10 protein-coding genes are annotated in these 14,083 nt (G+C 60.9%); 5 read left to right on the forward strand and 5 right to left on the reverse strand.

Features of this window, described 5'->3' with window-relative positions; translation table 11 throughout:
* Both Q0792_RS06915 and Q0792_RS06920 read left to right on the forward strand, forming a co-directional pair.
* Positions 1–1,362 (forward strand): formimidoylglutamate deiminase, encoded by a 1,362-nt coding sequence (locus Q0792_RS06915; RefSeq protein WP_298837940.1) that lies wholly within the window; start codon positions 1–3, stop codon positions 1,360–1,362.
* Complete coding sequence (locus tag Q0792_RS06920) at positions 1,359–2,060, forward strand: GntR family transcriptional regulator (RefSeq protein WP_298837943.1); 702 nt, start codon at positions 1,359–1,361, stop codon at positions 2,058–2,060. Before Q0792_RS06915 ends, Q0792_RS06920 begins: the two co-directional genes overlap by 4 nt.
* Before the next feature lie 65 nt (positions 2,061–2,125).
* Here Q0792_RS06920 and Q0792_RS06925 read toward each other — a convergent pair whose 3' ends face one another.
* Positions 2,126–3,982, reverse strand: coding sequence for a serine hydrolase (locus Q0792_RS06925; protein WP_298837945.1), 1,857 nt, complete (start codon positions 3,980–3,982; stop codon positions 2,126–2,128).
* Positions 3,983–4,020: 38 nt separating this feature from the next.
* A complete protein-coding gene (locus tag Q0792_RS06930; RefSeq protein WP_298837948.1) occupies positions 4,021–5,028 on the reverse strand; it encodes a VPLPA-CTERM sorting domain-containing protein in 1,008 nt (335 codons plus the stop codon).
* Positions 5,029–5,403: 375 nt separating this feature from the next.
* Between Q0792_RS06930 and Q0792_RS06935 the strand changes: the two genes are divergently transcribed.
* The 3 genes from Q0792_RS06935 to Q0792_RS06945 are packed head-to-tail and all read left to right on the forward strand — an operon-like array spanning position 5,404 to position 10,149.
* Positions 5,404–7,035 carry a hypothetical protein gene (locus tag Q0792_RS06935; protein WP_298837950.1) on the forward strand — a complete coding sequence of 544 codons (1,632 nt, stop codon included), beginning with the start codon at positions 5,404–5,406 and terminating at the stop codon, positions 7,033–7,035.
* A gap of 20 nt (positions 7,036–7,055) precedes the next feature.
* Positions 7,056–8,177 (forward strand): phosphatase PAP2 family protein, encoded by a 1,122-nt coding sequence (locus Q0792_RS06940; protein ID WP_298837955.1) that lies wholly within the window; start codon positions 7,056–7,058, stop codon positions 8,175–8,177.
* 1 nt (position 8,178) lies between these two features.
* The gene (locus Q0792_RS06945; protein ID WP_298837958.1) at positions 8,179–10,149 is read left to right on the forward strand and encodes a S8 family serine peptidase; all 1,971 of its coding nucleotides are present in this window, start codon (positions 8,179–8,181) and stop codon (positions 10,147–10,149) included.
* Between the two features lie 18 nt (positions 10,150–10,167).
* On the opposite strand, the gene Q0792_RS06950 is transcribed toward Q0792_RS06945, so the two are convergent.
* From Q0792_RS06950 to Q0792_RS06960, 3 genes are read right to left on the reverse strand one after another with little or no spacing between them, the layout of a single operon-like run.
* A complete protein-coding gene (locus Q0792_RS06950; RefSeq protein ID WP_298837961.1) occupies positions 10,168–11,313 on the reverse strand; it encodes an iron-containing alcohol dehydrogenase in 1,146 nt (381 codons plus the stop codon).
* 3 nt (positions 11,314–11,316) lie between these two features.
* A complete protein-coding gene (locus Q0792_RS06955; protein ID WP_298837964.1) occupies positions 11,317–12,684 on the reverse strand; it encodes an aldehyde dehydrogenase family protein in 1,368 nt (455 codons plus the stop codon).
* 2 nt (positions 12,685–12,686) lie between these two features.
* The gene (locus Q0792_RS06960; protein WP_298837967.1) at positions 12,687–14,051 is read right to left on the reverse strand and encodes a glutamine synthetase family protein; all 1,365 of its coding nucleotides are present in this window, start codon (positions 14,049–14,051) and stop codon (positions 12,687–12,689) included.
* Positions 14,052–14,083: the final 32 nt, after the last annotated feature.

Below are 14,083 nucleotides of genomic sequence, written 5' to 3' on the forward strand. Positions count from 1 at the left end.
ATGCACATAATCAGGGCAGAACAGGCATTGTTGCCGGACGGCTGGGCGCAGAACGTCGAGGTCTCTGTCGGGGATGACGGCAGAATTGCCGATGTCGCCGTCAACATCCCGGGAGCCGCACCGGCCGGCAGTCTGCTGCTGCCGGCGCCTGCCAACGTACATTCGCATGCATTTCAGAGGGCAATGGCAGGGCTGACTGAAAAACAGGGGCCGGATGGTAAAGACAGCTTCTGGACCTGGCGGGATCAGATGTTCCGGTTTGTTGCAGGCCTTTCACCGGATGACGTCGAAAGTATTGCCGCCCTGGCACAGATGGAAATGCTGGAGGCAGGATATGCGGCGGTCGGGGAGTTTCACTATCTGCATCACCAGGCCGGTGGCACTGCGTATGATGATCTGGCCGAGATGGGTGTGCGCATTGCCGCAGCCGCATCTGCCACGGGAATCGGGCTGTGCCTGTTGCCGGTTCTTTATACTGCAGGGGGATGCGACGGACGGGCTCCGTCAGCAGGCCAGAGGCGGTTTGCCAGTGATGGCAGGAAGTTCCGGCGCCTGCAGGAGCTCTCTGCGAGAGCCGTCCGCTCACTGGAAGCCGACAGCCTGTGCGGCGCAGCAGCGCATTCGCTGCGCGCTGTCCTTCCAGAGGATCTGAAGCGTTTCGCCGGGGATTTCCCGACAGGACCGCTCCATATGCATCTTGCAGAACAGATGGCTGAAGTTTCCGAAGTGCAGGCCCATCTTGGCGCGCGGCCTGTCCGGTGGGCCCTTGATAATATGAACCTGGATGACCGGTGGTGCCTGATCCACTGCACACAGATGAGTGCCGGGGAGACCGAAGCGCTTGCGCGGACCGGCGCCGTTGCCGGTCTCTGCCCGGTCACGGAAAGCAGTCTGGGCGACGGCATTTTCAATGGAACGACATGGTACAAAGCGGGTGGCACAATTGCGGTTGGTACCGACAGCAATATCAGGATTTCCCTGACCGAAGAGCTGCGCACGCTGGAATACAGCCAGCGCCTCAGAGACCACAGGCGGGCTGTTTTTGCCGACAGCACCCGTTCGACGGGCCGCAGCCTTTTTGAACGGTCGCTTACCGGAGGCGCACAGGCAACAGGGCGGCAGCCCGGACTGGAACGCGGGCGTGTCGCGGATCTGATGCTGCTGGACGCGGGCCACTACAGCATGGGTCAGGCCCGGCAGGACACCGCGCTCGACACCTGGATATTTGCCGCAGGCAACGGAATAGTCAGGGATGTCTGGTCGGCCGGGCGGCATATGGTAAAAGAAGGCCGGCATATTCACCGGGACCGGATCGTTGCAGGATATACCAGAACACTTGCCAGACTGAGGGACAGGCTTTGAACAGACCCATCATCAACAGCTGGCAAAGCGTCGAGCAGGAAGTCAGGCGCCGTATTCAGACGCGGGAGTGGGCACCCGGCGAACTGATCCCGAATGAAGCGGACCTTGCGCTCGAATTCGGATGTGCCAGGGCAACTGTAAACCGCGCGCTGAGACGCATTGCAGACAGTGGCCTGATCGACCGCAGGCGCAAGGCAGGTACTCGCGTGGCGCTTCAGCCGGTCGCCCGCGCCACGCTGGATATTCCGGTTATCCGCCGCGAAATCGAAGACCGCGGCATGACCTACAGCTATCTTTTATTGTCCCGGACAGAAGCCGTGCCGCCGCATGCTGTATCAGCCACGATGCAGCTTCCCGCCCACGATGCACAATTGCATGTTGTTGCACTCCACCTTGGCAATGAAACGCCCTACGCACTCGAAGACCGGTGGATCAGCCTCGCAGCTGTGCCGGCGGCACGGCAGGAGCGTTTCGAGAGCGTCAGCAGCAACGAATGGCTTCTGGCAAATGCGCCGTGGTCACACGGTCAGATCACCTTCGCCGCGACGCAGGCCGGCCGCGAGGATGCCGCCAGGCTCGCCTGCGACCCGGGCCAGGCAATGTTCGTCATCGACCGCCTGACCTGGAACAACAATGCAGCCATAACACGGGTCCGCCTGAAGTACCCGCCCGGGTATCAGCTCAGAACGGATATCTGAACCATTTCACAAACAAGGAGCGGCCCCGCGCACGAGACCGCTCCTCATCGGGAAACGGACGGAAGTTACCAGGCAACGTCCCAGTAGTCGGTGCTCTGCGGCACATTTGCATTGGCTAAAATTTTCGCAATTTTGCCGGTCATGGCGCGAATATCAGCTGTTGTACTGTCGGACAGTCCGCTGGTGTTCGAGCTTATGGCCACATGGATCTCGCTGAGATCCTCGCCGGTGACAGCAGTATACCCCGGTCGGAAGACAGCAACAGTCGAGTAACCACCGCCAAGCGATCCATTGTGGTGCAATTTGCCACGCGATGTGGACCGGAAGGCCGCACTATCCATACCGTCGTATCCGATCGTATCCGCAAGATGCGTTGTAATCGCCAGCACACCCTGTGCGGATGACGTCCAGCCTCCGGCTGCCAGACCGGTTGTGGACTGTTTGAACGGCAATTCATTGTACCCGCCGGTCGTGCGCTCATAGGGATAGGCGTCATGTGCATCGGGTGTGGCCTTCTGTTCGCGCACTTTGCCCTTCAGCCCCATTGGCCTGAGGTAACTGTTCACCGTGTATTCGCGATAGGTCTTGCCGGTCAGCGCTTCGATAAGCAGCGTTGTCAGCCCCATGCCATGGTTGGAATAGGAGTACCGGTCGCCCGCCGGCCACTGCAGCGGCCGGGTCGCCAGAAAGTGCTTGTGGATCAGATCGTAATCCGGCTCCCCGTTCGAGGGATAGGTCCGCCGTGTCGCCGCCTCATCACCGCTGCCGAAAAACCCACTGGTGTGATCAAAGAGGTGCTGCACCGTAATGTCCCTGAACCGGTTGGGTTTGGGCGCATCAAAGGGATGCGAATAGGCGTAGGGCGCGCGGTATGCCGTCAGATTACCACTGTGGCCGGAGAACGCGAGCTTTCCGGATGTCCAGGCATAGATATGATCATCCGACGCGATACCCATACCCCGGATGCGGTAGCGGTAGTTGGCCTGACTGATCACAGGTGACGCATAGGTCCGGTTGGAAAAGTACCGGTCGAAATCCAGCGATGAACCCGATGAAACGGTACCGTCGTCATACCAGACATAGACATGGCTGTCGGACTTGGCGATGCCGATACCCACAACATCGTGCATGGATTTACGGTCGCCGTCAGGTCCCACCGGCAATGATACCTTCTGGGTCGGCTGGTTGTCTTCGTCAAAAGGAATGCCGGCCCGGGCGTCCAGATCGCGTGACGTGCCGATGCTCCGGGTGCCATCCTTGTACCAGGCATAGACATGATCATCCGGGCTGATTGCCACTGCGTGCAGGTCCTTGATCTCGCGGCCTTCCGCCACCGTAAAAGACCTGGGCGCCTGATAGGCAGTAAGGTTGGCCGAGGTGCCGATGCTGACTGTGCCGTTGCGATACCAGGCATAGACGCGATCGTCCGAGGCAATCGCCATGGCGATGATCGGGCGATGCCTGTCGGTCGAGATCCGCTGCACGCCGTTATAACGGTTACCGAGAATGCCGTTCTGGCCATAGACACGGGTTGTGGCAGGGTCCATGCCCCGGTCCAGCATCGCTTTGTACAGCGCAGGTCCCGAAACCACCGCCTTGCTGACAGACCCCTGCCGGGTCCGGTCATCGTGCTGCATGACGTGGATGCCCCCTCCGGCGTCCTCTGACCGGCGCGACCGACCGAAACCTTTTGTGTAGACGAGGCGTCCCCCCTGCGTCACCGCAACGGTCAGGCCAATGATCCCGCCCTCCTGCATCAGAGCATTGATTTCACCGTCGATGCCCGAGGTCAGAGACGCAGGTGCGTGGCCTTCAGCAGCCATCACCGGGCCCGTCAGAGCCGCCATGGTTGCAGCCGCGATTATCCGTCGGATATCCGGAATTGCAGACAGCTTCTCAGAAAAGTTGCTTGAAAAAAACATCGTAAAAACTCCTTGATCAGAAACAGTTTGCCTGGTGGTCAGGCCCGCGTGCACCGGCGCGCGACGCCCAGACCGACAAGACCAGCCAGCAGGAACGACAGGCTGGCAGGCAGCGGTACAGGTGAAGGACCGGGGGCATATTCAACCGCGTTGAACTGTCTGAAACCGGTCCGCATTTCCAGGGATCCGCCGGGTTCAAGACTGATGGAAAAAAGATAGCGGAACGTCACATCGAGCGCGGCCTCGACAGGTGATCCGGTGCCCGGCGCACTCGTGGCCGCCGAAAAGACAAAACCATCAAAGCCTTCACCACTGGTGGCCAGAGTCTCAGCCACCATGGCGCCCTCACCTTCTTCTGTGATCGTGCGCAGATAGGGCGCGAGAGGCAGATAGCCGACCTCGGCACCGATGCCTGATCCGAATTCGCTGAACAGCGTGCCGGATGCGCGTGAGAACCCGTCCGTTCCGTCGTAAGTCGACAGAAAGGACGCGCGCACATCGCCTGCTATATTAAACGAGACAAGCGCGTCACTGGTGTTTTCAAAAAGATAGCCCCGCTCGTTCCGAAAGGATGCACGGGCGGCAGCGGCGACCGGATCAGATGTGATTTCGGCGCTGGCGCTGCCGCTGTTGTTTATGGTGCGCTCAACAATCGAGGTGACGAAGGGATCGGCCTCGGGATCATCGACCGCTGTGATCTCAACGCTGTAGGCGGCGGCCGATCCTTCGGACCCGCCTGGCAGCGTTGTTTCATCTGTCCGCTCGCTGCTGAAAGGCACAACCGGATCGGCAAACGGGTTGCCGATGACGGTGTTGACCGACGTTGTGTTTGTTGCCGTGGGGTCGTCGACCGTGCTGGCGAGATCAGACTGCAATACCAGCGATCCGGGCAGAGTGGATATCCTGACGGCCGCCGGGGCAGACCCGGAGTTGACGGTATAACTGTGATAAAGCGTCAGCGCGCTGTCTGCCGAGATAGGCGCAGCGAACGCGGTGCCGGCGCAGAGAGCCGCAATGGCGGATGCTGAAAAAACATGTGCTTTCATGACAATAACTTTCTTTTCGTTGGTATGCCGAACGGGGATGCAAACCCTGATCTGCCGTTTGGGCAGGCTCCGTACGGGCGCAAGAAACATGCGCAACTGCACTGCACACCACCGGCCATCAGATATCCGTCAGGCGCGGACCTGACGGATATCTGACGTTTGCTGCGCGACGATCTGGGGGCAATGAACGCCCGCTGCCCCTCTGATCCGAGCCGGTCAAAGACCGCCACAGCACAAGCCCGTCGCACGTGTCATACCGCTGCGCTTGTTTTCACTGACCTTTTGCCACATGCTGCTGAGTGTGGAGAGCGGGCCCCCGGGCGACCGGTCCGCCGTTGCGATCCGGGTGTACCCGCTGGTGTGGGAACGCGTGAAATGCTGTCTGAAAGCCGGAAAATCTGGCTCAGCGTAAAGCTGTACGGGGCACCCGACATATGTCTTGCGGGGGCCTCGACCTTGCGGATCACCGGAACACGAAACACGGCTCTGATTGCCCTTCTGGCCTGCGCACCCGGCATGCGGCGGAGCCGGAACTGGTTGACCGGCGTTCTGTGGTCCGACAGTGCACCGGACCGCGCGAGGGCAAATCTGCGACAGTTACTGCATGCTCTGCGTCAGACCATCGGCCCGGCGTTTGACACCGTCTTCATTACGGAACGCGACCACATCAGTCTGGCAACGGACGCTGTAATGCTCGACAACACCGGAACCGGAGAGTTTCTCGAAGGCATTGATCTTGCAGAAGAGGGCTTCGAGGAATGGCTGCGGGATCAGCGCCTGCTGGACAATCGGGAGGCGACCCCGGTTCTGCCCGCCGCCAGTGTCTCTGTATTGCCGCGCATTATCGTCTGCCCGTTCAACGAAACTGGCGCAGCACAGACCATCGGCATCGGTGACGCCCTGGCGCAGGAGCTGACGGGGCATTTCGCCCGGTCGCAACTGATTGACGCGATCTCTCATTTTTCAAGCCGTGCGCTCGCTGCGCCGCAGGACAGGCCGGAGACCAGCGCGGAATACGTACTCACCGGACAGTGCCGACAGAACGCAGGTACGCTGATTGTGGACGCAACCCTTACTGACGCAGGCGATCACCGTGTCCTCTGGTCAGACCGCCAGAGAATTGATCTGGGCGCATTCCTGGCTGGAGAAGATCACCTGACGGGTAAGATCGCAGGCCAGGCCCTGCGGATCATCATGTCGCGCTCCATCGCGGCCGGGTCAAGCACGCCCCTGCCGGAGCTGGCCGCACATACGCTGATGCTATCCGCCGTGGCCCTGATGCATTCCTTTGAGAAACGGCACTTTCACCGGGCTGCCGCACAGCTGGAAGAGGTCATCGCCAGATGTCCGTCGCATTCAGTACCACGTGCCTGGCTTGCCCAGTGGCACCTGCTGCGGATCTATCAGAAATGGAGCGACGACGCGCCTGCAGACGAGATGAAAGCCCGGAGCGCAATCCGGAACGCGCTGGACCTGAATGCAGGATGCGCCCTGTCTCTGGCTATTGACGGCAATATACGAACCATTCTGCAGAACGATTTTGCCCTTGCACGGCAGAGGTTTGACGCAGCGCGCGAAATCAATCCGAGCAGCGCTTTCATCTCGCAGCTGAACGCAGTGCTCGAAACTTTTACCGGCGACGGCCGCGCGGCGGTCGCTCTGACCGACCGCGCTTTCATGTTGTCTCCGCGCGATCCGCGCAGGCCGTTTTTCCAGACACTGAGCGCCGGCAGCTACGTGGCCGGCGGGCGCTATGATGAGGCTGTTGAGATGGCAGAAGCCTCTTTACGGCACAACCCGCTGCACCTTTCAGCGCATCGTTGCCGCGTCATCGGCCTGCAACTTGCCGGACGGGAAGCCGAAGCGCGCAAAGCCGCCGGCGAACTGATGCGGCTCGACCCCGGGCTGCGGGTTTCGGATTACCAGCGCAACCACCCTGCGGCTCAAAGCAATATCAGCCAGGTCTGGGCAGATGCGCTCAGACATGCCGGTGTTCCGGTCAACTGATTTAGGAAAAAGGATATTTTATGCCGGTTCTGCAATCCCTACAGTCTCTTCAATCCCTGCAATCGCTTCAGTCTCTGCAGTCATTGCAGTCTCTGCAATCCCTCCAGTCGCTCCAGAGCCTCCAGTCACTGGGCGCGCAGCCCGCCGCATCGCCAGTAGGATACATTACCGCGCATGACGGCATTGCCGGGCTGTGGCAGGGCAGCGCTGCCGCCAATCCGCGCAATATTGCGGACCCGGCCAGCCTCGGTCTCTGGGGGGCACAGAGCCAGCAGATTGTGCTGTCGAATGAAATGTTGTCACGGCTTTCCTACGGAACCGACCCGGACAGTGGCGCGGCAGTTGTTTACCTTCTCGATCAGACCGACCCTTCCGGCACTTCGCCGCAGCTTACGGCGGCGCCCCTTGTGCAGATGGTGGCACCCACGCCGGAAGACTTTGCCGCGCAGGCTCGCATGGTCAGCGACTATGCCGACCTGCGCCCGGACCGTATCTCGGAAATAACTGACCAGACCGCCGGAACCATCGGATACTACGCCCATATCACCGGCCTTGAAGCTCCCAGACACCCGGCGACTTTGAAACTGCTGATGCTGGCACAGGACTGTGCGACGCACGCCGCACAGCAGTGCAAGCATATCCTCGCGTGTCATCGGCCTGTTGCGTTGTCACCGCAGATTCACCCCATCATCCCGACACCGACCCATTCGAGCCTGCCAAGTGGTCACGCAACCGAGGCGTTCGCCGTCGCTTCCCTGCTGTCCAGACTGGCGACCGCCGCGCCCGGAACAGATACGCAACTGATGCATATGGCAGCACGCATCGCGGTCAACAGGACCATTGCCGGCGTGCATTTCCCGGCAGACAGTTTCGCGGGCGCGGTGCTGGGCATGGCCATTTCTGATGCGATTGCGGCCAGAGCCGGACAGGAAGACACCGTGCAGCCGCTGCGTTTCAACGGCGCGGGGATCGGGACGGAGGACTTCTTTACCACCCGCGTCTGGCATGACGGCGCACGCCAGCTGCCGGTCACTTCAGACGGTGTCGCGATCACCGAGCAACTGCCTGGCACTGCAGGTACCGATCTGTCACCGCTGCTGGCGCGTGTCTGGACCGATGCCGTCGCCGAATGGACCCTCTGAGATGGCATTTCAATGGACCGAGGATCCGGGACGGGACACATTTCACCCCCGTCTTGAGCCGGTAAGCGCCTGGCTGTTCCGGCGTAACAGCCCCTATCTGCGCACCGGCGGCGCCGGAACGGCAACGCTTTTCTCTATGCCGGTCAACCCACAGGGGTTTCGACCAGACGTCCGGGATTCGTGGCGCGCACTGCGGGTAGAGAATCCGGCGACCGGCGATAACCCGGCCCAGCTGGCCTTCACGCCCGAAGCGCTGGATGATCTGTTGTCGCCACTGGCAGACGACTTCGATGACCCACGGGTTTTCGTTCTGCCACTCCGGGAGGGCGCCGCCCTGACTGCAGAAAGGCTACGGCAGCGCACCGGGATCGGATCCCCGAGAACGCCTGCCCCCTCTCACCCGCTGCCCGAACCAACCGCAATTGTCGGGATCATCGACCACGGCATCAACATTTTCCACGAAAGGTTCAGGCACCGCACATCTGGCACGCGCATCGCCGCCGCGTGGATGCAGGGCGCCGTAAGAGAGGCCGACCGTCTGCCCTTTGGCCGTGAGTGGCTGCAGGCCGATGTCGAAGAGGCACTTACCGCGACCGGCGGCGATGAGGACAGCCTGCTGCGCCTTGCGGGCGATGATCCCGCAGCCCCCGCGTTCAGCCCTCTGAGCCAGCGGACGAGCCACGGCACCCATGTGCTGGATGTGGCCGCCGGGTTTGATCCGCAGCACACTGACGGCGACACGTTGCCCATTATCGCGGTGTCATTGCCGCCGGTTGTCACCCGCGAAACCGCCGGATCGATGCTTGCTCTGCCCTTTGCGCTGGGTCTCGAATACATCGCCGACCGCGCCCGAAGGCTGATGCGACAGACAGGAACGGTGGTGCCGGTTATCGTCAACTTCAGTCTTGGACTGACGGGCGGACCACGCAACGGGTTGCACCGGCTGGAGCAGACCATTGCGCGGGTCGCAGAGCGTCATCGCAGCCAGATCGAAGAACTGATGGACACAGAAGATGCGCCGTTCACCGTTGTTGTGGCCGCGGGCAACAACAACCTCAGCCAGGGCCACGCCCGCAGTACGCCGGCAGGTACCAGTCTTGGCGTCAACTGGCAGCTGCAGCCCGGCGACCCAACCGCAAACTTCCTGGAAATCCGGCTGTCTCCGGAAGAGGACCCGTTGCCGGAGCCGCTGGTGGTCACGCTCGGCATCACGCCACCCGGTGCCGACGGACCGATCACCACCACGGTCTTTCCGGCGACCGGCAGGACGCTGGAAAACATCAGACTGCTGGAAAAAGACGGCGCAATCATCGGCCGACTGTCGGTCTGGCGCCATCCGGATGGCATTGCCGTGCTGACGCTTGCTCTCGACGGGACCGATCCCGGCCATGATCTGCGGCAGGTGTCACCGCCCGGCACATGGGAGGTCTCGGTCTCCTACACGGCCAGCACGCTGTACCGGATTGATGCCTGGGTTCTGCGCGATGATGTACCCGTCGGATTTACCGATACGGGCCGACAGAGCTATTTCACCGACCCCGACTACCGCGCACGGCACCCGTCGGGGCATCCGGTCGTCACCGATGAAGGCCCTTCTGTCATCAGGCGCGCAGGAAGTCTGAATGCCATCGCCACGGCAACAGACCAGGTGCGTATCTTTTGCGCCGGTGCCCTTTCCGGATCGGACGGCACACCGCAACCTGCGACCTATTCTGCGACCCCGCTGGATGACACAACAGAGCGCGTTGATATCAGCGCCCCGGGCGACCGATCGCCGGTTCGTCGGGGCGTTCTCGCCGCAGGGACGCGCTCCGGAAGCCGCGTCGCTGTGAGCGGCACCAGCGTGGCTGCACCGCAGATGGTCCGGCATCTGGCCACCGGTGCGGGGTCGCTTAATGCGTCAGTTACCGGACCTGACACACGCATCGGCCAGAATATTCTGTCAGATGCACTGCCCGACCAGGGTATCTGACCGCGCGTTCAGCAGGGTTCAGACGATTTCCAGCAGAAGCGCACGTGTGTTCTCGGCGGTCATTTTGACAGGGTTCCCGCCTGTGCTGGGATCAGACAGCGCGCCGGCCACGATGCGGTCAATATCGGGATTTTCGATGCCCAGCGCCGCGAGGGTTTTTGGCACCTGAAAGCTGTCGTTGAGGGCATCCACATAGGCACAGAAGCCATCGAAGCCTCCGTCGATTCCCAGATACCGCGCCGCCTGAGCGATGATCTCTTCAATCGCGGGCCGGTTGAACCGGAGCACCGCCGGCATGCAGACCGCATTCGTTGTCCCGTGATGCGTGTGGTAAATCGCACCGATCGGATGCGACAGCGCATGAATGGCCCCCAGCCCTTTCTGAAAAGCCGTGGCCCCCATGGCGGCCGCCGACATCATATGTGCACGCGCCTCAAGGTCAGACCCGTCTGTATAGGCGCGCGGCAGATACTCTTTGACGAGGCGCATACCCTCCAGCGCCATGCCCTGCGACATCGGGTGGTAATGCGGCGAACAATAGGCCTCGACGCAATGAGCAAAGGCATCAAGCCCCGTGCCTGCCGTGATAAAGGGCGGCATGCCGACCGTCAGTTCCGGATCGCAGATCACCACCGAGGGCAGAATACGCGGGTGGAAAATGATTTTTTTCTCTTCGGTTTCGGAATTGGTGATCACCGACGCACGGCCAACTTCTGACCCGGTTCCTGCGGTCGTCGGAACGGCCACAATGGGTGCGATGGCATCGGCATCCGCCCGGGTCCACCAGTCACCGATGTCCTCAAAATCCCACAGGGGCCGCGTCTGCCCGGCGAGGAAGGCGACCAGTTTGCCCAGGTCGAGGCCAGACCCGCCGCCAAAGGCGACAACGCCGTCGTGACCACCATCGCGAAAGGCCTGCACACCGGCGGCGGCATTCTTTTCGTTGGGGTTCGGATCCACATCCGAAAAAACCGCGCGGCCAAGTCCGGCTGCATCCAGCAGATCCAGCGTTTTCTGCGTGATCTCCATGCCGGCAAGGCCGCGGTCCGTAACGAGAAGTGGCTTTTTGATCCCGGCTGCGGCACAGGCATCGGCGATCTCGGAAATGCGGCCCGCGCCAAAGCGCACCGCTGTGGGGTATGACCAGTTGGCAGTCAGCGTCATCGTTTATGCCTTTTTCATATGATAGGATTTAGGACGGGTCAGATTGTGATACCCGATGACAGACAGGCCGCCGCCGCGGCCCGTGTCCTTGCACCCGGTCCAGCACAGCGCAGGGTCCAGGTAATCGGCACGGTTCATGAACACGGTGCCAGTTTCAATCCGGTCAGCGATTGCCTCTGCACGGGCCACATCCGGCGTCCAGACAGAGGCGGTCAGGCCAAAATCGCTGTCGTTCATCAGACGAATGGCCGCGTCGTCATCCCGGACCGGCATAATCCCTACCACCGGGCCAAAGCTTTCCTCGCGCATCACCCGCATATCGTGATTAACGTTCGTCAGAATCTGCGGGGTGAGATAAGCCCCCCCGTCATCCTCGGGGAATGTCTCAATATGGGCCCGCGCGCCCTGTGCAACAGCCTCGGCTGTCTGCGCACGAACCTCATCGGCAAAGCGTTTATGCGCCATCGGTCCGATCGTCGTGTCGGGCTTCAGCGGGTTGCCCAGATTGTATCCCCTGACGATGGAAACCGCTTTTTCGACAAAAGTATCAAAATGCTGTTCGGCAACATAGATGCGCTCAATCCCACAGCAGCACTGACCGGAGTTGAACATCGCACCGTCGATCAGCGTCTCGGCGGCAGCATCCAGATCTGCGTCGTCACAGACATAGCCCGGGTCCTTGCCGCCCAGTTCCAGACCGACACCTGTAAAGGTCCCCGCCGCGGCGCGCTCAATCGCCTGCCCGCCGGACACCGAACCGGTGAAATTCACAAAACCAAAAGACCTGGCAGCAATAAGTGCGGACGTGGTGTCGTGATCCAGGAAAGCGTTCTGAAAAACCTCTGGAGGAACACCGGCTGCGTGAAAGGCCGAGGCCATACGTTCACCGACCAGCGGCGTCTGACTGGCGTGTTTCAGAACAACGGCATTGCCCGCGATCAGTGCGGGCGCGACGGTGTTTATCGCCGTCATATATGGGTAGTTCCAGGGCGCCACGACCAGCACCACACCGTGCGGTACCCGTTTGATCACGCGGCGAAACGCGCCACTGTCTTCTATGATGATATCTGCCAGAGCACCGCCAGCGATTTCGGCCATGTGGCCCGCGCGCTCGCTGAACCCGCCGAACTCGCCACCATAGCGGACCGGGCGGCCCATCTGGTGCGCCAGCTCCGGAACGATTTCATCATTCATCCCGCCAACATTTGCAACACCGGCCATCACAAGGTGAATCCGTTCTTCGAGCGGAAGCGCCGCCCAGGCTGCCTGTGCGGCACGCGCCCGCTCGACCACCGCGCTGGCTTCTGATGGGGACAGGGTTTCACGCTCGGCAAAAACCGAGCCATCAATCGGGGACACACATCTGATCATTCTCAGGCCCTTTCGAAACCGCGCGCGATTTCCCAGTCGGTCACCACACGGTCGTATTCTTCCTGCTCCCATTCAGCGCAACGGGTATAGTGGTCGATCACATCATCGCCCATAGCATCGCGCAGGAAAGCTGAATTGCGCAGTGTATCCGTCGCCGCCCGCAGCGTGCGCGGGATGTCCTGAGCGCCTGCTTCCTCATAGACGTCACCCCGCGTTGGCGGTGCCAGTTCCATCTTTTCCTCAATACCTCTGATGCCCGCGGCCAGCATGGCGGCCTGCGCCAGATAGGGGTTCAGGTCAGAACCCCCGACGCGGCATTCAACGCGGATGCCTCTGGTTCCGTCGCCGCACAGACGGAAACCGGCCGTGCGGTTGTCGACAGACCAGACCGTCTTTGTCGGTGCAAAGGTACCTTTGGCGAACCGTTTGTAGCTGTTGATGTAGGGCGCGAGAAAGAACGTGTAATCAGGCGCATAGGCGATCAGCCCGGCCATATAGTGCTTCATCAGCTGCGACATGCCCAGATCGTCCCGCTCATCAAAAAAAGCCGGTTCGCCATCCCGCCACAGCGACTGGTGCACATGCGACGACGACCCGACTTTGTCGTGGTGCCATTTCGGCAGGAAAGTCGCAGCAACCCCATGCTGCCATGCGATCTCCTTGATGCCGTTTTTGGCAATCGTGTGGTGATCCGCGCAATCCAGCGCATCGGCATAGCGGATGTTCAGTTCTTCCTGACCGGTCTCTGCCTCGCCTTTGGAATTCTCAATTGGTAACCCCGCCCCGAACAGATGGTTTCGGATGGGTCGCATGACACCTTCTTCCTTGGTCGTCTGAAGGATCGCGTAATCCTCATTGTAGCCGCTGATCGGCGTCAGGTTGCGAAACCCGGATTTCCGGATGTCGTCAAAAGAGTTCTCAAACAGGAAGAATTCCAGTTCGGTGGCCATCATCGCATTAAAGCCCAGCGCTTTGAGGCGGGCCACCTGGGCTTTCAGCATCTGGCGCGGCGCGTGGGGCACCGGTTCGTGCGTATGGTGATCCAGAATATCACACAGCACCATGGCGGTGCCTTCCAGCCATGGCAGCAGGCGCAGCGTCGACAGATCAGGCGCCATGATATAATCGCCATAGCCCTTTTCCCAGCTCGATGCAGCATATCCGTCTGGCGTCGCCATCTCCAGATCAGTGGCCAGCAGGTAATTGCAGCAATGGGTTTCCTCGAACGAGCTTTCCACAAAATTTACAGCGTGAAAGCGTTTGCCCATCAGGCGGCCCTGCATATCCGGAAAACAGGCCAGCACCGTATCGATTGCGCCGTTTTTCACTGCGTTTTTTAAACCGTCAAAGGTCAGGTTGGCAGACATGTCAGGGTCCTTTCTGAACGGGAAGCGCCCCC

Origin of the sequence: uncultured Roseobacter sp. (genome assembly GCF_947495025.1) — a bacterium.
Taxonomy (GTDB): domain Bacteria; phylum Pseudomonadota; class Alphaproteobacteria; order Rhodobacterales; family Rhodobacteraceae; genus Roseobacter.

Coding starts and splice junctions, on each gene's coding strand:
- Q0792_RS06915 (WP_298837940.1), top strand. CDS start 1: ATGCACATAATCAGGGCAGAACAGGCATTGTTGCCGGACGGCTGGGCG.
- Q0792_RS06925 (WP_298837945.1), bottom strand. CDS start 3,982: ATGTTTTTTTCAAGCAACTTTTCTGAGAAGCTGTCTGCAATTCCGGAT.
- Q0792_RS06930 (WP_298837948.1), bottom strand. CDS start 5,028: ATGAAAGCACATGTTTTTTCAGCATCCGCCATTGCGGCTCTCTGCGCC.
- Q0792_RS06935 (WP_298837950.1), top strand. CDS start 5,404: ATGCTGTCTGAAAGCCGGAAAATCTGGCTCAGCGTAAAGCTGTACGGG.
- Q0792_RS06940 (WP_298837955.1), top strand. CDS start 7,056: ATGCCGGTTCTGCAATCCCTACAGTCTCTTCAATCCCTGCAATCGCTT.
- Q0792_RS06945 (WP_298837958.1), top strand. CDS start 8,179: ATGGCATTTCAATGGACCGAGGATCCGGGACGGGACACATTTCACCCC.
- Q0792_RS06950 (WP_298837961.1), bottom strand. CDS start 11,313: ATGACGCTGACTGCCAACTGGTCATACCCCACAGCGGTGCGCTTTGGC.
- Q0792_RS06955 (WP_298837964.1), bottom strand. CDS start 12,684: ATGATCAGATGTGTGTCCCCGATTGATGGCTCGGTTTTTGCCGAGCGT.
- Q0792_RS06960 (WP_298837967.1), bottom strand. CDS start 14,051: ATGTCTGCCAACCTGACCTTTGACGGTTTAAAAAACGCAGTGAAAAAC.